The organism is Streptomyces sp. SS8, from assembly GCF_054072955.1.
In genome coordinates, this window is record NZ_JBSVCZ010000018.1 from 72,715 (window position 1) to 90,398 (window position 17,684).

The 17,684-nt window shown below is 75.0% G+C and carries 13 protein-coding genes; 8 read left to right on the plus strand and 5 right to left on the minus strand.

Annotated elements, in window-relative coordinates:
• Window positions 1–8 precede the first annotated feature (8 nt).
• The 3 genes from ACW69E_RS18235 to ACW69E_RS18245 all read left to right on the plus strand — a co-directional run bounded on the left by ACW69E_RS18235 (window position 9) and on the right by ACW69E_RS18245 (window position 4,866).
• Complete coding sequence (locus ACW69E_RS18235) at window positions 9–2,201, plus strand: hypothetical protein (protein WP_457499311.1); 2,193 nt, start codon at window positions 9–11, stop codon at window positions 2,199–2,201.
• A 76-nt stretch (window positions 2,202–2,277) separates the two neighbouring features.
• Window positions 2,278–3,897, plus strand: a complete 1,620-nt coding sequence (locus ACW69E_RS18240) for a DUF6519 domain-containing protein (RefSeq protein ID WP_457499312.1) — start codon at window positions 2,278–2,280, stop codon at window positions 3,895–3,897.
• Window positions 3,898–3,984: 87 nt separating this feature from the next.
• Window positions 3,985–4,866 (plus strand): peptidoglycan-binding protein, encoded by an 882-nt coding sequence (locus ACW69E_RS18245; RefSeq protein WP_457499313.1) that lies wholly within the window; start codon window positions 3,985–3,987, stop codon window positions 4,864–4,866.
• 95 nt (window positions 4,867–4,961) lie between these two features.
• Here the strand turns inward: ACW69E_RS18245 and ACW69E_RS18250 are convergent, their stop codons facing one another.
• On the minus strand, window positions 4,962–5,855 hold the full coding sequence (locus tag ACW69E_RS18250) for a Vgb family protein (protein ID WP_457499314.1): 894 nt from the start codon (window positions 5,853–5,855) through the stop codon (window positions 4,962–4,964).
• A 68-nt stretch (window positions 5,856–5,923) separates the two neighbouring features.
• Window positions 5,924–7,582: a ribosomal protection-like ABC-F family protein gene (gene abc-f, locus ACW69E_RS18255; protein ID WP_457499315.1), complete on the minus strand. Its 1,659-nt coding sequence runs from the start codon at window positions 7,580–7,582 to the stop codon at window positions 5,924–5,926.
• Window positions 7,583–7,701: 119 nt separating this feature from the next.
• On the opposite strand from abc-f, the gene ACW69E_RS18260 reads away from it, so the two are divergent.
• Window positions 7,702–8,370 (plus strand): TetR/AcrR family transcriptional regulator, encoded by a 669-nt coding sequence (locus ACW69E_RS18260; RefSeq protein WP_457499316.1) that lies wholly within the window; start codon window positions 7,702–7,704, stop codon window positions 8,368–8,370.
• A 158-nt stretch (window positions 8,371–8,528) separates the two neighbouring features.
• On the opposite strand, the gene ACW69E_RS18265 is transcribed toward ACW69E_RS18260, so the two are convergent.
• The 3 genes from ACW69E_RS18265 to ACW69E_RS18275 form a co-directional block, all read right to left on the minus strand.
• Window positions 8,529–10,748: a catalase gene (locus tag ACW69E_RS18265; protein ID WP_457499317.1), complete on the minus strand. Its 2,220-nt coding sequence runs from the start codon at window positions 10,746–10,748 to the stop codon at window positions 8,529–8,531.
• A 212-nt stretch (window positions 10,749–10,960) separates the two neighbouring features.
• Complete coding sequence (locus ACW69E_RS18270; protein WP_457499318.1) at window positions 10,961–11,782, minus strand: SAM-dependent methyltransferase; 822 nt, start codon at window positions 11,780–11,782, stop codon at window positions 10,961–10,963.
• A gap of 129 nt (window positions 11,783–11,911) precedes the next feature.
• Entirely contained in the window at window positions 11,912–12,934 is a 1,023-nt protein-coding gene (locus tag ACW69E_RS18275) for a pyridoxal-phosphate dependent enzyme (RefSeq protein WP_457499319.1), read from the minus strand.
• 257 nt (window positions 12,935–13,191) lie between these two features.
• Here ACW69E_RS18275 and ACW69E_RS18280 point away from each other — a divergent pair, with 257 nt between their 5' ends.
• The 4 genes from ACW69E_RS18280 to ACW69E_RS18295 all read left to right on the plus strand — a co-directional run bounded on the left by ACW69E_RS18280 (window position 13,192) and on the right by ACW69E_RS18295 (window position 17,662).
• Entirely contained in the window at window positions 13,192–14,175 is a 984-nt protein-coding gene (locus tag ACW69E_RS18280) for an aldo/keto reductase (protein WP_457499320.1), read from the plus strand.
• A gap of 140 nt (window positions 14,176–14,315) precedes the next feature.
• Complete coding sequence (locus ACW69E_RS18285) at window positions 14,316–14,972, plus strand: hypothetical protein (protein ID WP_457499321.1); 657 nt, start codon at window positions 14,316–14,318, stop codon at window positions 14,970–14,972.
• A gap of 36 nt (window positions 14,973–15,008) precedes the next feature.
• The gene (locus ACW69E_RS18290; RefSeq protein ID WP_457499322.1) at window positions 15,009–16,022 is read left to right on the plus strand and encodes an ABC transporter ATP-binding protein; all 1,014 of its coding nucleotides are present in this window, start codon (window positions 15,009–15,011) and stop codon (window positions 16,020–16,022) included.
• Between the two features lie 2 nt (window positions 16,023–16,024).
• Complete coding sequence (locus ACW69E_RS18295; RefSeq protein WP_457499323.1) at window positions 16,025–17,662, plus strand: hypothetical protein; 1,638 nt, start codon at window positions 16,025–16,027, stop codon at window positions 17,660–17,662.
• Window positions 17,663–17,684 lie beyond the last annotated feature (22 nt).

Sequence of the window (17,684 nt, forward strand, 5' to 3'; positions counted from 1 at the left end):
ACACGGCCATGAGCAGGGAGCCGGACGGGCTCGCGGAACTGCTCCCGCAGTGGCACAGGCTGCGGGACGGCGGGCGCGGAGCGCGGGGGGCGGGGGAGGAGCCCCTGCGCGCCCTGCTCGCCGTGATCGCCGAGCAGGTCGACCTCGTACGCACCGGGGTGGAGCAGGCTTACGACGACTGGTTCGTGGAGACCGCCGCCGACTGGGTGCTGCCCTACCTCGGCGATCTGGTCGGCTACCGGCCGCTGCCCGGCTACGAGCGGGTCCTGGCCACCGGCCTGCGGGACGGCAGCCCGGACCACGTCTCGCGGCAGCGGCTGGCCCGCGTGCTCGCGCCGCGCCGGGACGTGGCGTCCACGGTCGCCAACCGGCGCCGCAAGGGCACTCCCCACCTGCTGGAGGAGCTGGCGCGGTCGGCGGCGGACTGGCCCGCGCGAGTGGTGGAGTTCTCCCGGCTGACCGCCCACCACCAGCCGGTCGGGCTCCACGGCACGGGCACCGCGGCGGCCGGCCGGCGGCGGCTCGAGCGCGGCCGCCTGGCCGACCTGCGCGACGGGGCCGCGCTGGACCTGGCGGACGGTCCCTTCGCCACCACGGCGCGCTCGGCCGACGTACGGCGCGCCGGCTCACGTCGCACGCCCGGCGGGCACACCCCGGCCGGAGTCGGCCTGTACGTGTGGCGGCTCAAGCCGTACCCGGTGACGAACGCCCCCGCCTACTGCGTCGACCGGGCCCGCAGCCTCTACACCTTCTCCATCCTCGGCAACGACACCCCGCTGGTGACCCGGCCCGAGCCGGAACCGTCGGCCACCCACACCGCCGCGATCGACAACGTCCCCGCGTACATCCGCCGCCGGCAGCTGGGCGACCGGCTCACGGACTACTACGGGCCGGGCAAGTCCTTCGTGATCCGGCGGGACGGGGACGGGGAGCCGGTACCGCCCTCGGACATCACCGTCGCCGACCTCACCGGCTGGCGCTACCGCCCGCGCCGCGGCCAGGTCGCGGTCGACCCGGTGCTCGGCCGGATCGCCTTCGGCTCCCGCTCCGCTCCGCGCCGGGGCCTCTGGGTCGACTACCACCACGCCTTCCCCGACGGCACCGGCGGCGGCGAGTACGCCCGCCCCGGCCGCACCACCCCCGACGCCGCCGCGGTCTACCGGGTCGGCCCCGGACGCGCCCACCAGCGCATCATGGACGCCTACGCGCGGTGGCGCGAGGACCGGCGGGCCGGGCGCTGCGGCCCCGAGGGCATCATCGAGATCACCCACAGCGGCGCCTACCAGGAGCAGCTCGACTTCGACCTCGGCCCCGGCGACCGGCTCCAGCTGCGCGCCGCCGAGGGCACCCGACCTGTGATCCGCCTGCTGGACTGGTACAGCAACCGGCCGGACGCGCTCAACATCCGCGCGGACGAGGAGTGCGCCCCGGGCCGGGACGCGCCGCGCATCACCCTGGACGGGCTGCTGGTCGGCGGGCGCGGCCTGAACGTCACCGGGCCGGTCGGCGAGGTCGTCGTCCGGCACTGCACCCTGGTGCCGGGCTGGTCGCTGGAACCGGAGTGCGAACCGCGGTCGCCGAACGAGCCGAGCCTGGTCCTGGAGCGCACCACCGCGTGCGTGCGGATCGAGCGCAGCATCCTGGGAACCGTCCAGGTCACCGGCGACGAGGTGGGCGCCGACCCGCTGGAGATCCACATCCGCGACAGTGTCCTGGACGCCACCGGCCACGACCGCGAGGCGCTGTCCGCGCCCGACTGCCGCCACGCGCACGCCGTCCTGCACGCACACCGCACCACCGTCATCGGCGAGGTGTACACGCACGCCGTCGCCATCGGCGAGAACAGCCTGTTCACCGGAAGGATGCACGTGGCCCGGCGCGGGACCGGCTGTCTGCGCCACTCGTACGTGCCGCCGGGCTCACGCACCCCGCGCCGGTACCGCTGCGTGCCCGGCCACCCGGCGCGGCCGGGGGAGGCGGAACGGACACGCCCGCTGTTCGCGAGCGAACGCTACGGCACGCCCGCGTACGCACAACTGGCCGACGACTGCCCCCCGGAGATCCTCCGGGGCGCGGAGGACGGCGCCTCGATGGGCGCCTTCCACGACCTGTACCTGCCGCAGCGCGAGGACAACCTGCGCGCCCGGCTCGCCGAGTACACGCCCGCCGGCACCGACGCGGGGGTCCTGTTCGTGACCTGAACCACCGGCCGGCCAGAAGCCCGGACCCGCAGACCTCGCAGACGTTACGGAAAACCTTTCGAGGGGGACCCCTTCCATGCACGCTGATCTCTCCCGCATCACCTTCCGGCCGGAGCGGCACTACTCGGCGGTGCTCGCCCAGCAGGGCCGTGTCCAGCTCGACGCGGACGCCAACGAGCAGACGGCGATCCAGCTGCACCGGGCCCGCACCGTCGCCGCCGACCTGATCGGACGGCACGGCGGGCCGGCCGGCGCCACCGGCTTCGCCATCGGGCTCGACGGCCGCGGCCACGAGCTGGACGACCTGACCATCGGAGGCGGCCGCTACTACGTCGACGGCATCCTGTGCGACGCCTCCCGGCCCGCCCCCGGCGAGGCCGTCGAGGACGACGGCGACGGCGACGACGGCCGGCCCGACGAGGACGGCGGCCACGGCGGCGGCCGGGACAGAGCGGGAGACCGGGCCGGGGGCAGGACCGGGGACGCGGACGGGGCACCCGCCCACTGGACCTACTGGGACCAGCCCGACGGCCACCGCGACCCCGAGCGGCCCGGTGACCGGCTGCCCACCGCCTTCCCCTATATGGCCTATCTGAAGGTGTGGGAGCGGACGGTGACCGCGGCCGAGGACCCGGTACTGCGCGAGGTGGCTCTCGGCCCGGCGGTGGCGGACACCGCCGCCCGCATCAAGGTGGTCTGGCAGGTGCTGGCGCTGCCCGCCTCCGAACTGGAGGTGGAGGACGGCGAGACCGACAAGGACGCCCTGCGCACCGCCTTCCACCGGTGGGCCGACGAGCGCTCCGAGCCGAAGTCGCGCATGGCGGCGCGCAGCCGGCGCCCCGAGCGGGCCGACGAGGACCCCTGCCTGCTCCGGCCCGACGCCCGCTACCGGGGCCCGGAGAACCAGCTCTACCGGGTGGAGGTCCACGAGGGCGGAACGGCGGACGAGGCGACCTTCAAGTGGTCCAGGGAGAACGGCTCGGTGGTCCTGCCCGTCGACGGCCTCGACGGCACCTGGGCGGAGCTGGCCACGCTCGGCGAGGACGGCAGGCTCGACCTGAACACCGGGGACTGGGTGGAGTTCGCCGACACCGCCTACACCAGCCGCGGCGAGCCGCTGCCGCTGCTGCGGGTGGAGGAGGTGGACCTGCCCGGGCGGCGCGTGAGGCTGTCGGGGGAGCCGGGCGGCGGCGTGGGCCGGCGCCCCGAGCTGCACCCGTACCTGCGCCGCTGGGACCACCGCGAGGCGCCGAGGCGCGGCGGGCGCGGTGCGCGCGGCCGGCTGAGGGGCGGGGCGGCCCGGGTCGAGGAGGGCCGCTGGCTGCCGCTGGAGGACGGCGTCGAGGTGTACTTCGAGCCGGGCGGCGCCTACCGGCCCGGGGACCACTGGCTGATCCCGGCCCGTACCGCCACCGGGGCGGTGGAGTGGCCGGTGAACGCGGCCCGCAAGCCCCTGCTGCGCGCGCCGGCCGGCATCCGGGTGCACCACGCGCCGCTGGCCTGGGTGATGGGCGAGGAAGGCGTCTCCGACCTGCGGCTTTCCTTCGGCCCCCTGGCCGGGCCCGTCCCCTCGGCGACCGAGGAGGAACTGGCGGCCGAGGCCCGGGCGGAGGCCGAGGAGGAGGCCGGGGCGCGGGCACCGGCCGTCCGGGAGGAGCCGGGGAGCGGGACGGAAACGGCCGGACCACGGGCCTGAGGTGCGGACGGACACCCCGGCGTCGTGGCCGGCGCCGGCCCCGGCACGGACACGGCACCGGGCACACCCGAGAGGAGCGAGTAACGCATGGCCACACCCCTGAGCGCCTCCAAGCTGGTCAGGGCACTGCGGGACGAGGGCCTGGAGGTCCGCGAGTACCGCAGTTGGCGCACCCACAACCGCAACCACAAAGGGCCCTGGGGTCCGGTGAACGGCGTGATGATCCACCACACCGTCACCAGGGGCACCGGCCACACCGTCGAACTGTGCTACGAGGGGCACTCGACGCTGCCGGGCCCGCTGTGCCACGGAGTCATCGACAAGGAGGGCGTGGTGCATCTGGTCGGCAACGGCCGCGCCAACCACGCCGGGCTGGGCGACGGCGACGTGCTCAGAGCCGTCATCGCCGAACGGGACCTCCCCGGCGACGACGAGGCCGACACCGACGGCAACCGCCACTTCTACGGCTTCGAGTGCGTCAACCTCGGCGACGGGAAGGACCCCTGGCCCGAGGCGCAGAAGCTGGCGATCGAGAGGGCCGCGGCCGCCGTCTGCCGCGCGCACGGCTGGAACGAGAAATCCGTGATCGGCCACCGGGAGTGGCAGCCGGGCAAAGTGGACCCGCGCGGCTTCTCGATGGACACCATGCGGGGCCGTATCGCCAGGCGACTGGGCAGGAAGGCGGACGGCCCCGGCAAGCCCGCGCCCAAGCCACCCGCGCGGTACGAGCCCTACCCGGGCGCGGACTTCTTCCGGGTGGGCCGCGAGAGCGCGGTCATCACCGCCATGGGGAAGCGGCTGGTGGCCGAGGGCTGCGGACGCTACAAGGTGGGCCCCGGCCCCCGGTGGAGCGAGGCCGACCGGCAGTCCTACGCCGCCTGGCAGCGCAAGCTGGGCTTCACCGGCAAGGACGCCGACGGCGTCCCCGGCCCCACCAGCTGGAAGAGGCTGCGCGTTCCCGACGTCTGACGACACGCCACGCGCCCTCGCCGCCGGAGGTACGCCCATGTGCCGGGCCGCTCCCGCGACCGGTCCGGCACACCGGGACGCACACCCCTGCGCGGCTACACCTCCAGCCGGACGATCTCCCCGATCTCCAGGGCCGCATACAGGGCCCCGTCGGCCCCGAAGGCCAGACCGTGCGGCTCCGAGGAGGCCACCGGCAGGTCGTACTCCTCGACGCGGCCGCCCGCGTCGACGGAACCGATCCGGCCCGCCCCCCACTCGGTGAACCAGCACAGACCATCCGGCCCGGCGGTGATCGCGTGAGGTCGGCAGGCGGGGTCGGGCAGGGCGAACTCGTCGATGCGGCCGTCGGTGGTGATGCGCCCGATCCGGCCGGCGCCGATCTCGGTGAACCACAGCGCCCCGTCGGGGCCGCGCGTGATGCCGACCGGCGCGGCCCCCGGAGTGGGAAGCGGATGGACCACCACCTTTCCGTCGAGGCCGATCCGGCCGATCGCGTCCGCCTGGTTGAGGGTGAACCACAGCGCCCCGTCGGGCCCGTCGGCGATGGCGGAGGGGAAGGCGCCGGCGACCGGCAGGGAGAACTCCGTCATCCGGCCGTCGGTGGTGACGCGGCCGATCCGGCCGGTCCGCGTCTGGGTGAACCACAGCGCGCCGTCGGGCCCGCACACGATGCCGAACGGGCCGCTGTCCGGGGTCGTTACGGGGTAGGAGGCCGTCCGCCCGGACACGGTGATCCGCCCGATCCGGTGATCCCGCAGCCGGGTGAACCACAGCGCCCCGTCGGGACCCGGAGTGATCACCGACGGCCCGCAGGAAACGGAGTCGAGCCGGTGGACGTCGAGCCGTCCGCCCGGTTCGATTCGGGCGATCCCTCCGGAGTGGACCAGAGTGCACCACAGGGCTCCGTCGGGTCCGGCCGTCAGGGCGTAGGGACCCGCGCCCGGCCCGGATACGGGTATGCGGTCGATGGAGCGGGCGGGGTGCGGCATGAGGCGTCTCCTCGTGGTCGTGGCATGGGCGGACTGTGTGGCGGGTTCGGTCCGTGCCGGGGATCAGTTCACGGCGGCGGTGGCGGGGCCGCCCGCAGCTCGAGGTGCCGGCCCCGCCACCGCCGCCGCAGCAGACGGTCGTGGCTGACGACGACGAGCGCGCCGCCGAAACCCGCCAGAGCGACCTCCAACTCCTCGACGAGAGCGGGGGAGAGGTGGTTGGTCGGCTCGTCCAGCAGCAGTACGTCGGCCGGTTCGGTGACCAGCCGCGCCAGGGCGAGGCGCTGCCGCTGGCCCGTGGACAGGCCCGTCACCGGGACGGGAAGCAGGTCGGGTGCGAACAGGCCGAGGGAGAGCAGCCGTTCGGTGTGCTCGTCGGCCGTTCCCGGCCGGCCGCGGGCGAACGCGTCCAGCAGGGTCTCGCCCGGCCGCCCGGGCGCCGGTTCCTGGGGGAGGTGGCCGACCCGGCCGCGACGGGTCACTCGCCCGGCGTCCGGCGGCAGTTCACCGGCCAGGACGCGCAGCAGGGTGGACTTGCCCGCCCCGTTCGGCCCCGTGATCAGCAGCCGCTCGCCCGGTGCGAGGCTCAGGGCGGTGCGGCCGAGCCGGCCGGTGACGGTGATGCCGTCGGCTTCGAGCACGGCACCTTGCGGGGCGGCCCGGCCCGGGAGTTCCGGGGAGGGGGACTCTCCCCGCGGGCGGCCGGTACACGGCGCGGCGGTGAACCGCAGCGGCTCGGGCGGGGGCGGCACCGGGGCGGCCAGCAGGCGGCGCAGCCGCTCCTCCGCGCTGCGCACCCGGCCGGCGACGGACTGCTGCACACGGCCCGCAGCCCGGTCGTAGGCCATCTTGTTGCCGTCTTTCATGGCCCGGCCGGGAGCCACCCGGCGGGCGGTGGTGGCGGCGGTCTCGCGGAGCCGGTCGACGTCGGCCCGCCACCGGGCGTGTGCCTGGGCCCAGCGCTGCCGGGCCGCCGCCTTCTCGGCGAGATAGCCGGAGTAGCCGTCACCGTGGCGGACCACCGCGCGGCGGTCGGCGTCCACCTCCAGCAGGGTTGTGGCGACGCGCTCGAGGAAGACCCGGTCGTGGGAGACCGCCACGGTCGTACCGCGCCGGGCGCGCAGATGCTCCTCCAGCCAGGCCAGGGCGCCGTCGTCGAGGTGGTTGGTCGGCTCGTCCAGCAGCAGTACCTCGGGTGCCGAGGTGAGGACGGCCGCCAGCCGCAGTCTGGCCTGCTCGCCGCCGGAGAGGCCGCCCACCGGGCGGTCGCGGCGCAGCCGCCCCAGACCCAGACCGTGCAGGGCGCGCTCCAGCCGGGCGTCGGCGCCGTAGCCGTCGCGCAGTTCGTAGACCGTCAGCAGCTCCCCGTACTCGGTCAGAGGCGACTCGTCGCCGTCGGCCATCGCGGCCTCCAGACGGCGCAACCGCTCCTCGATCGCACGCAGTTCGTGCAGGGCGCGGTCGAGGACGTCCTGGACGGTCAGACGCGCCGGCAGCCGTTCGTCCTGGGCCAGGTGGCCGACACCGCCCTCGGCATGGAGGACGACATCCCCCTGGTCGGGCTGCTCACGGCCGGCCAGCAGGCGCAGCAGGGTGGTCTTGCCGGAACCGTTCTCGCCGACGATCCCGGTGCGCTCACCCGCGGCGAGCGAGCAGGTGACCGAGTCGAGGACGATCCGCCCGCCGTAGGACCTGGTGACGGCGCGGACGGTGATCTGTGTGGGCATGCGGGCACTCCGAAGCGTTCGCGGACGGTGCGGCCGACAGGGGCCGCGGGGCCGGGGGAACACTTCGGAAGAGCATCGACGACTCCTTAACGCGACAACAGTTGCGTTAGAATGGTGCCATGGCACCGTCCGAGGAGGCAATCGGAATACCCGGCCCGGTCCCCACCGCACCCGTCCCGGCCCGCCGCCCGGGAGGCCGCAGCGCCCGTGTCCGGGAGCGGGTCCTCGAAGCCGTCCGCGCCCAATTGGTGGAGTGCGGCTACGACGAGCTCACCGTCGATGCCGTGGCCGCCCGCGCGGGCGTGCACCGCACCACGGTCTACCGGCGGTGGCGGGACGTCGGCGGTCTGCTCGCCGACGTCCTCGACGCGGCGGGGGACGACGAGTGGCGGCCCCGGGACACCGGCGGCCTGGTAGGGGATCTGACGGCGCTGAACCAGGAGGTGCACGCCGCCCTGACCGAACGGCCGTCCGTCACCACCGCCCTGATCGCGGCCTCGTTCCGTTCCACGGAGGCGGCCGACGCCCTGCGGCGGTTCTGGGAGGACCGGTACGCGCGCTGCGAGACGGTCGTCCGGCGCGCGGTGCGGCGCGGGGAGGCGCCGGCCGGCACCGACGCCCGCGCACTGCTCGTCGCCGCCACCGCGCCGCTCTACCACCAACTGGTCCTTCTGCGGACCCCGCCCGATCCCCGGCTGCCCGGCCGGGCGGCCCGCGCCGCCGCCGTCGCCGCCGCGGCCGGGGCCTTCACCGAACCGCCGGCGGAGACCTGCACGGGAAGCCCGTGACCTGCCGCCGCGACCGGCCGCCGGAGCGGCAGCTCGGCAGGGGGCGCACGTTCCCCCGACGAGCGCCGCGCGGGGCCGGAGGACCGCCGGGCGGGAAACCGGACTCCCAGGCGCGCGGGGCCCGGTCGGAAGCCGGGCCCCGCGGAGGGCGACGGTCGTCAGAGGGCCGAGGGGAAGCGCTCCCAGACCCGGTGGCGGGCCAGCAGCCGGACGACCTCGGGCAGGACGTCCCGGCCGTCGCCGCCGCCGACCACACCGGGCGCGTCGGAGGCGATGCCCGCCGCCCGCCAGACCCGCTCGGCGCCCGCCCAGCCGCCGAGGGCCTTGGAGTGCCGGTACGCCTCGCCGGCCAGCAGCACCACCCGGGGGTCGACCGCCGGGCCGGAGTCCCCGCTCCGGTCGCCGCCGGCCTTGGCGTCCCGGGCCCCGTGGGCGTCGGCGGCCGGAGCGGGCGCGCCGGCCAGGAGCAGTGCGTCGAACTCGATGGAGCGGGCGGCCGCGAAGGTCCGCTGGACGGTGACGGGGTCACCGGTGTCCGCGCCCAGCGCACCGCCGGTGGGCGCGACCACCAGCGGCACCATGCCCTGGTCGAACACCGCCTGCCGGACCGCGCGCACGGATTCCAGGTCGCCGCCGTCGGTGACGATCCCCACGACCCGTCCGGCCACGGGCCACTCCCGCCCCACCTGGGAGAGCGCCGGGCTGGGCGCGACATCGGCCAGGGGCTCCGACGGCTCGGGGGCCGGCAGCCCGAGCCCCTCGGCGACCTCCCGGCACAGCCGGGGGTCGATGTTGGCGAGCGTGCGCAGCACCCGCTCCTTGACCGCGTTCTCGTAGCACCGGCTCAGCTCGAAGGTGTAGGCGGAGATCACGTGCTCCTGCTCGACCGGCGACAGGCTGAGCCAGAACTGCCGCGGCTGGCTGAAATGGTCGGAGAAGGAGGCCGGGGCCTCCCGCACCTTCCGGCCGGCCGGCACCTCCACGGGCACCTCGACGTACGCGCCCGCCTCGGCTCCCGCGGTGAACGGGCAGCCCCCGTCCAGGGAGTTGGGCCGGTAGGGGGCCGTACCCCGGTGCACGGCGGTCTGGTGCATGCCGTCCCGCAGCATGTCGTTGACCGGGGCGTGCGGACGGTTGATCGGCAGCTGGGCGAAGTTGGGGCCGCCCAGCCGGGTGATCTGGGTGTCGATGTAGGAGAACAGCCGCCCGGCCAGCAGCGGGTCGTCGGTGACGTCGATGCCCGGCACCAGATGGCCCGGATGGAAGGCGACCTGCTCGGTCTCGGCGAAGAAGTTGCTCGGATTGCGGTCGAGTGTCAGCAGCCCGATCGGCTGCACCGGGGCCAGTTCCTCGGGGACGATCTTGGTCGGGTCCAGCAGGTCGATGCCCTCGAAGGTCTGCTCGGGCGTGTCGGGGAACGTCTGGATGCCCAGCTCCCACTGCGGGTGGGCGCCCGCCTCGATCGCGTCGGCGAGGTCGCGCCGGTGGAAGTCGGGGTCGGCGCCGCCCGTGATCTGGGCCTCCTCCCACACCTGGGAGTGCACGCCGAGCTTCGGCTTCCAGTGGAACTTCGCAAGCGTCGTTCCGCCGTCGGCGTTCACCAGCCGGAAGGTGTGGACGCCGAAGCCCTCCATCATCCGGTACGAGCGCGGGATGCCCCGGTCGGACATGTTCCACAGCGTGTGGTGGGTGGCCTCGGTGTGCAGGGAGACGAAGTCCCAGAAGGTGTCGTGCGCGCTCTGCGCCTGCGGGATCTCCCGGTCCGGGTGCGGCTTGCCCGCGTGGATGACGTCGGGGAACTTGATGGCGTCCTGGATGAAGAAGACCGGGATGTTGTTCCCCACCAGGTCGAAGACGCCCTCACCGGTGTAGAACTTCACCGCGAACCCCCGGGTGTCCCGGACGGTGTCCGCGGACCCCCGGGAACCGAGCACCGTGGAGAAGCGGACGAAGACCGGGGTCTCGACGTCCTCGCCCAGGAAGGCGGCCCTGGTCACGCTCGCCGCCGTGCCGTACCCCCGGAACACGCCGTGGGCGGCGGCGCCGCGTGCGTGCACCACGCGCTCGGGGATGCGCTCGTGGTCGAAGTGGGTGATCTTCTCCCGCAGATGATGGTCCCGCAGCAGCACCGGCCCGCGGGCGCCCACCTTCAGCGAGTGGTCGGTGTCCGGCAGCCGGTGCCCCTGCGCGGTGGTGAGGTACTCCCCGCCCTGCGCCATCACCGCCCGGTCCGCGCCGGTGGGCTGCCCGGTGGGGCTGACGGTGGCGGGGCCGCTCTGGTCGGGCTTGGGAGGCAGCGGCCCCCGGGGCTCGGTCGGCTCCTCGAGCGAGGGCGGCTCGGGACCGGGGCGGCCGGGAACGGGGTGCTGCTGTTCCATGTTCGCTCCTCCGTGTGGGGCAGACGGGCAACGGCACACTCGTCACCTGTGAACCGGACACCGAAACACGAAAAGCGAAAAGTCACCTTCCCGCCCGCCCCGTACCCGCAAGCCCCGCCGCCGTCCCCGCGGGCGTCTTCACCGGGCCGCCACCGGGCAGCTGGCGAGCTGCTGCCCGGTGGCGGCCCGGGGGCGGCTGCGCCGGGAGCCCGTCAGGGCTTGCGGGCCACGCCGCAGTAGAAGGCCACCTCGTCGGGGAGTTCACCGGACGGCGAGGGCTCCGGCCGCCACCGCGAGCACGACACCACGCCCGGCTCCAGCAGCTCCAGCCCGTCGAAGAACCGCGCCACCTCCTCGGGCGTGCGCTGGTGGAGCTTCGGAGTGCCGACGCTGTTCCAGTACTCGACCGCCGCGTCCACGTCGTCCAGCCCGGGAGCGGTGATGGTGTGCGACAGCACCAGATGGCTGCCCGGGGGGACCGCGTCCATGAGCCGCCTCACGATCGCGCGGGCCCGGTCGGTCTCCTCGACGAACATCACGATGCCCAGCAGCATGACCGCGACCGGCTCGGTGAGGTCCAGGGTCCTGGCCGCCTCGGCCAGGATGGCGTCGGGGTCGTGCAGATCGGCGTCGAGGTAGTCGGTGACGCCCTCGGGGGTGGAGGTCAGCAGGGCCCGGGCGTGCGCCAGCACGATGGGGTCGTTGTCGGTGTAGACGATCCGGGCGTCCGGCGCGATGCGCTGGGCGACCTCATGGGTGTTCTCACTGGTCGGCAGACCGGTGCCGATGTCCAGGAACTGCCGGACGCCCGCCTCGCCGGCCAGATGGGTCACCGCGCGGCCCAGGAACGCCCGGTCGGCCCGGGCGTAGTCCAGGATGCCCGGGTGGATGCTGCGGACCTGGTCGCCCGCGGCCTTGTCCACCTCGTAGTAGTTCTTGCCGCCCAGCCAGTAGTCCCACATCCGGGCCGAGTGCGGAATGGTGGTGTCGATCCGGGCCGAAACCTGCTCGGACGTGGTCGTTCCATCTGCCATGGGAGCCCCCTCCTGAGGTCCTGCGCGAGTGCTCCCGTCAAACTACGCGCTCGAACTCGCCCTGGCAGCAGGTCTGTTGATCAAAGCACACATCCCCGGGGAGATGCCGCCGAGGGACGGGACGGAGGATCAGAGCCCGGCGCCGCCCTCGTCCGTGTCCTCGCCCCCGTCCTCGGCGGTCAGCCCGGACTCGGCGGCGGCCAGCGCCGGCGCGTGGCCGAAGAGACCGGGCAGGCCACCGGAGTGCAGCAGGACCGTGCGCTGCCCGGGCCGGACCGTGCCGTCCGCGACGGCCGCCGCCAGACCGGCCAGGGCGCGGCCGGTGTAGACGGGGTCGAGCACGAGCCCCTCGGTGCGCGCGGCGAGGAGAAGCGCGGACCGGGCCGGTTCCGTCAGCGTGCCGTAGCCGGCCCCCACTTGATCCATACGCAGCCGCAGCGACTCCGGCGGGCAGTACGCGCCGGTCAGGCCGGACGCCAGGCGGGAGACGGTGACGGCGGGGGCGGACACGGCGCCGACGTGGACGCCCAGGACCCGGCGCGCGCCCAACTCGCCGACGAGCCCCGCCATGGTCCCCCCGGAGCCGACGGCGGTGACCACCGTGTCCAGGCCGGGAGCCTGGACGAGGAGTTCGCGTCCGCACTCGGCGTAGCCCCGGGCGCCGAGCACACCGGAGCCCCCGAAGGGCAGGAGCGACGGAACGGCGCCCTGCCGGCTCAGCCTCTCGGCGATCTCGTGTGCGACGGACTCGAGCGCTGCCACGCCGGTGTCACCGGCCCACACCACCCGGGCGCCGAGGAGCCCGTCGAGCGCGAGGTTCCCGGAGGAGGACGCCCCCGGACGGCCGGCGAGCACCAGCACGGCCCCCAGGCCGAGCCGGGCGGCCGCGGCCGCCGTCAGCCGGGCGTGGTTGCTCTGCGGCGCGCCGGTGGTGACCAGGACGGTGGCGCGCTCGGCCAGGGCCGCCCCGCACAGCCACTCCAGCTTGCGCACCTTGTTGCCGCCGCCACCGAGGCCGGTGAGGTCGTCCCGCTTGATCCACAGGTCCTCCGCCTCCAGCCCGAGGGCGAGGGCCAGGCGCGGCGCGGGTTCGAGCGGCGTCGGCCAGGTGCCGAGGACCGCCCGCCGCGGGGCGCCGTCCGGTGTCGTCATCGGTGTGGTCACCTCGGTGTGCCGTCCGTGAGCGGGGCTTCGGTGGAGGACATGTTGGCACACGGCGGCGGCGCGCCGGGGAACCCGGACCGCCGCCGGGGCACCGGTGTACCGCGGCGTACCGCACGGGATCCGCGACCGCGCGGTTGACCTCCGGGAGTCGTGGGGACGGTTCACCTCCGTGAGGGGCTCCCGTATCCGGGGGCCGCGGCGGCGCGACGCAGTGGCGCAGTGACGCAGGAGGAGGAGACGGCGGGATGAGAACGAACCGGCTGGGGCGCAGCACGGTCGAGGTCACGGAGCTGGGCTTCGGCGGCGGACCGCTCGGCGGACTCTTCGAGCCGCTGGACGACGACACCGCGGCCGGGGCGCTCGCGGCGGCCTGGGAGGGCGGCATCCGTTACTTCGACACCGCCCCGCACTACGGCATCGGGCACTCCGAGCGCCGCGTCGGCGGCTTCCTGCGGAGCAGGCCCCGGGCGGAGTACACGCTGTCGACCAAGGTCGGCAGGATCCTGGTCCCGCAGGAGGCGGAGGGCCGCACGGACGAGAGCTTCCAGGTGCCCGCCACACACCGCCGGGTGAGGGACTTCTCCCGCGAGGGAGTGCTGCGCAGCGTCGAGGACTCGCTCGCCCGCATGGGGACCGACCGCGTCGACGTGCTCTTCCTCCACGACGCGGAGGAGTGCTTCGAGGACGCGCTGCGCCACGGATACCCGGCGCTCGCCGAACTGCGCTCCCAGGGTGTGGTGGGCGCCATCGGCGCGGGGATGCACCACACCGGCATGCTGACCCGGCTCGTGGAGGAGACCGACGTCGACGTGGTCATGCTGGCCGGCCGCTACACCCTGCTGGACCACAGCGCCCTGGACGACCTGCTGCCCGCGTGCGCCGCACGCGGCGTCTCCGTACTGGCGGCCGCGGTGTTCAACTCCGGGATCCTCGCCGAGCCCCGCCCGGCCGCCGGTGCGCGGTACGAGTACGCGCAGGCCTCGCCGGAGGCGCTGCGGCGGGCGCACCGCATCGCCGACGTCTGCGAGGCGCACGAAGTGACGCTTCCGCGGGCGGCGATGGCGTTCCCGCTGCGCCACCCCGTCGTCGCGGGCATCGTGCTCGGCATGCGCTCGGCCGGGGAGGTGCGAAGCGACATCGAGGCGTTCGGAGCGGGTGTGCCCGAGGGACTGTGGGCCGATCTGTACGAGCAGGGCCTGATCGACGAGCGCGCACAGGCGCCGGGCTGAGGAGCCGCCCGGCGCGGGCCCGGGCGCCGGGCGGTGGGCCACCGCACGGGCGCGGGTGCGGGCATCTGCGCCCGTGCGGGCATCCTGGACCTTGCGGGGCGATCCGGCCGGGAGCGCCCCTCTCGCCGGAAGGGGTGCCCATGGTGCGGAACGCCCAGCGGTTTTACGGGTGGATCGCCGGTGTGGGGACGTCCTCGGGGACGCGGATCGTCCTCGGGTACTGGCCCCGGTCGCCGTTCGGTCCGTTCGGCGACGTGATGCTGGAGCGGGCCGACGGGCAGCGGCTGCTGCTGGCCCCGTCCCGGCCGGTCGCGGACTTCGTCGCCGCGGTCTACCGCTTCGACCGGGTGCTGGTCGTCCCGGTGACGGTGGACGCGGCCGGACGGCACTGGCACGTCACGGCCGGACCGCTGCGGATGCGCTTCACCACCGGCCGCCGGGGCGGGCTCGGACTGCTGCTGCGGTGTGTGCCCGCGCCGCTCGCCGCCCGGCCCGCCTGGGTCGCGCTCACCGACGTCCCCGCCCGGCTGATGCCCGGGGTGCGGGCCAGGGGCAGCGCGGGCGGCGGATACCGGGAGTGGTACGGCGTACGGGACCTGCGCGGGATCACCACGGCCGAGGCCTCCTGGGAGGGACGGGACCTGGGACCGCTCGCGCCGGTCGATCCGCCGGTGCGGTTCGGGTTCGGCTCCGCGCCCCGCACGCCCGCCCTGGTGCGGGTGGTCACCACCGTCGCGGGGCCGCCGGGGTCCTCCGTCCCGGCTTCCGCGCCTGCCTCCGGCCGAGGAGATCTGTAGCGTGGGAGGTGTCCTTCCGGACCTCGGAGGTGCGGTATGCGCGTTCCGGCCATACACACCGAGGGGCTGACGAAGCACTTCGGTACGGTGACCGCCCTGGAGGGCCTTGACCTCCGGGTGGAACAGGGCGAGATCTTCGGCTTCCTGGGCCCCAACGGGGCGGGCAAGTCCACCACGATCCGCCTGCTGCTCCACCTCGTCCGCCCGACCGCCGGGACGGCGCGGATCATGGGGGTGCCGGTCGAGGACGTCGAGCGCGCCCACCGGCACGTCTCCTACGTCTCGGGCGACGTCTCCCTGTGGCCGCAGCTGACCGGTATGGAGATCCTCACCCACCTGGCCAACCTGTCCGGCGGCGCCGACGAGGCCTTCCGGGACGAACTCATCGAACGGCTGAGGGTCGACCCGGGCGTGCGGGCCCGCTCGTACTCCAAGGGCAACCGGCAGAAGATCGCGCTGACCGCGGCCTTCATGACCCGGCCCGACGTGCTGCTGCTGGACGAGCCGACCAGCGGTCTCGACCCCCTGATGGAGGCGGAGTTCCAGGCGCTGGCCCGGGAGGCCGCCGACCGCGGCCAGACGGTCTTCCTCTCCTCGCACCTGCTGGACCAGGTGGAGGACATCTGCCACCGCGTGGCGATCCTGCGCGCGGGGCGGCTGGTGGAGGTCGCGGCGCTGGAGGATCTGCGCAAGCTGAACACCACGGTGTTCGAGGCGGTCCTGGACGGTCCCGCGCCCCGGCTGGACGGAGTGCCGGGAGTGGTCGCCGTCGAGCGGATCGACCGGGGCCTGCGGGTGTCCGTCGCCGGGCCGCCGTCGGCCGCGCTCTCCCGGCTGGCCTCGGCCGGGCTGGTCAGGCTCCGCAGCCGGGAACCGAGCCTGGAGGAGATCTTCCTGACCTACTACGAGGCCACCTCCGGGCAGCGCGGGGCCGTCGCCGCCGCGCGCGGCGCCCCGCCGGGCGTGGCCGGACCCGGCGCCCGGGAAGGGCGGGGCTCGCCGGATCCGCAGGGCACACCGGGCCCCGGGACCCGTGCCAGGAGGCGGTGACGATGGCCAGGGCCGTACCCGTACCCCGGGCCGCCCGCCCGGCGCGCCGGCACCGCACGGAGGCTGCGATCGCCCGGCTGGCGGCCCGGCTGATCCGCCGGGGCACCCTGGTGCTGGCCCTGTCGACCGCCCTCTACGCGGTCGTCGAGGTCCTCACCTACCTCGCCGCCTACCCCGACGCCGCGTCGCGCCGCACCATCTCCACCTTCCAGGACAACCCGGCCGTGCGGATGCTCCAGGGCGTCCCGCACGCCGTCGACACCCCCGGCGGCTTCGCCGCCTGGGACGCCGGCTGGATCCTGGCCGCGATCGCCGGGATCTGGGCGCTGCTGACCACCGGACGGCTGCTGCGCGCGGAGGAGGAGACGGGCCGGGCCGAGTCCGTACTGGCGGCGCCGGTGCGGGCGGGCCGCGCCCTGCTGGCGAACCTGCTGGTCGTCGCCGCCGCGATCACCGTGATCGGCGCCGCGATCGCGGCGGCGCTGGCACTGTCGGGTGCCGCCGCGGCGGGCTCGGCGCTGTTCGGGCTGGGTGTCGCGGGCTTCGCGGCCACGTTCGCCGGGGTCTGTGCCGTCACCGCGCAGCTCTTCGAGGTGCGCCGCCGGGCCACCGGCACCGCGGCCGCGGTCCTCGGCGCGTCCTTCCTGCTCAGGATGGCCGCCAACAGCAGCGACTCCCGCGGCTGGCTGCGCTGGCTGACCCCGTTCGGCTGGATGGACGAGCTCCACGCCTACCGCGACCCCCGATGGGCGGCCCTGCTCCTGCTGCTGGCGGCGCCGGTGCTCCTGGGCGCCGCCGCCGTGCGGCTGCGCGCACTGCGCGACACCGGCGGCGCCCTGATCGCCGGCTCCGACAGCCGCCGCGCCCGGCTCGGGCTGCTGGGCGGCCCGACGGCGTTCGCCTGGCGCGGAACGCAGGGCATGCTGGCGGGCTGGCTGACGGGCGTCACCCTCTACGCCCTGGTGACCGGATCGGTGGCCAGGGCGGTCGCGGACTTCGTGGCCGAGCAGGCGTCCTACCGGGAGATGCTCCAGCGGCTCGGGTGGGACCTGCGGCGGGTCACCGAGGGCTACCTGGGCACCATGGGTCTGCTGTTCGGTCTGCTGCTCTGCCTCCACGCCTGCTGGCGGATCGGCGCGGCGCGCGCCGAGGAGGCCGCCGGGCGGCTGGAGTCCACCCTCACCAGGCCGGTCTCCCGGCGCCGCTGGCTGGGCGGCCACATCCTGCTCGCCCTGGCCGCCTCCCTGCTGATCGCGGCCGTCGCGGCACTGGCCGTGTGGGCCGGCTCGGTGGCCGGCGGGGCCGACGTGGAGGCGGCCGGTGCGTTCGGATCGGTGCTGAACACCCTGCCCGTGGTGGTGCTCCTGACCGGCCTGGCCGTACTGGTGTACGGCATCGCGCCCCGGCTCACCGTGGGTCTGCCGGTGGCCGTCGCGGTCGCCGCCTACCTGGTGGAGACGATCGGGACGGCGCTGGACTGGCCGGAGGCGGTACTGGACCTGTCGCCGTTCCACCACCTGGCCACCGTGCCCGTCGAGCCGTTCGAGCCACTGCCCGCGGCGGTCATGACCGGCCTCGGGCTGTCGGCCGTACTGGCGGGTGTCGCGGCCTTCCAACGCCGGGACGTCACCGGGGACTGAGGTCGGGGAGACGAGGGAAACG

What these genes read in the sequence shown, in the direction of transcription:
- abc-f (WP_457499315.1), bottom strand. Translation starts at nt 7,582, where the DNA reads ATGCCCACACAGATCACCGTCCGCGCCGTCACCAGGTCCTACGGCGGG.
- ACW69E_RS18240 (WP_457499312.1), top strand. Translation starts at nt 2,278, where the DNA reads ATGCACGCTGATCTCTCCCGCATCACCTTCCGGCCGGAGCGGCACTAC.
- ACW69E_RS18275 (WP_457499319.1), bottom strand. Translation starts at nt 12,934, where the DNA reads ATGACGACACCGGACGGCGCCCCGCGGCGGGCGGTCCTCGGCACCTGG.
- ACW69E_RS18270 (WP_457499318.1), bottom strand. Translation starts at nt 11,782, where the DNA reads ATGGCAGATGGAACGACCACGTCCGAGCAGGTTTCGGCCCGGATCGAC.
- ACW69E_RS18280 (WP_457499320.1), top strand. Translation starts at nt 13,192, where the DNA reads ATGAGAACGAACCGGCTGGGGCGCAGCACGGTCGAGGTCACGGAGCTG.
- ACW69E_RS18290 (WP_457499322.1), top strand. Translation starts at nt 15,009, where the DNA reads ATGCGCGTTCCGGCCATACACACCGAGGGGCTGACGAAGCACTTCGGT.
- ACW69E_RS18260 (WP_457499316.1), top strand. Translation starts at nt 7,702, where the DNA reads ATGGCACCGTCCGAGGAGGCAATCGGAATACCCGGCCCGGTCCCCACC.
- ACW69E_RS18235 (WP_457499311.1), top strand. Translation starts at nt 9, where the DNA reads ATGAGCAGGGAGCCGGACGGGCTCGCGGAACTGCTCCCGCAGTGGCAC.
- ACW69E_RS18265 (WP_457499317.1), bottom strand. Translation starts at nt 10,748, where the DNA reads ATGGAACAGCAGCACCCCGTTCCCGGCCGCCCCGGTCCCGAGCCGCCC.
- ACW69E_RS18285 (WP_457499321.1), top strand. Translation starts at nt 14,316, where the DNA reads ATGGTGCGGAACGCCCAGCGGTTTTACGGGTGGATCGCCGGTGTGGGG.
- ACW69E_RS18295 (WP_457499323.1), top strand. Translation starts at nt 16,025, where the DNA reads ATGGCCAGGGCCGTACCCGTACCCCGGGCCGCCCGCCCGGCGCGCCGG.
- ACW69E_RS18245 (WP_457499313.1), top strand. Translation starts at nt 3,985, where the DNA reads ATGGCCACACCCCTGAGCGCCTCCAAGCTGGTCAGGGCACTGCGGGAC.
- ACW69E_RS18250 (WP_457499314.1), bottom strand. Translation starts at nt 5,855, where the DNA reads ATGCCGCACCCCGCCCGCTCCATCGACCGCATACCCGTATCCGGGCCG.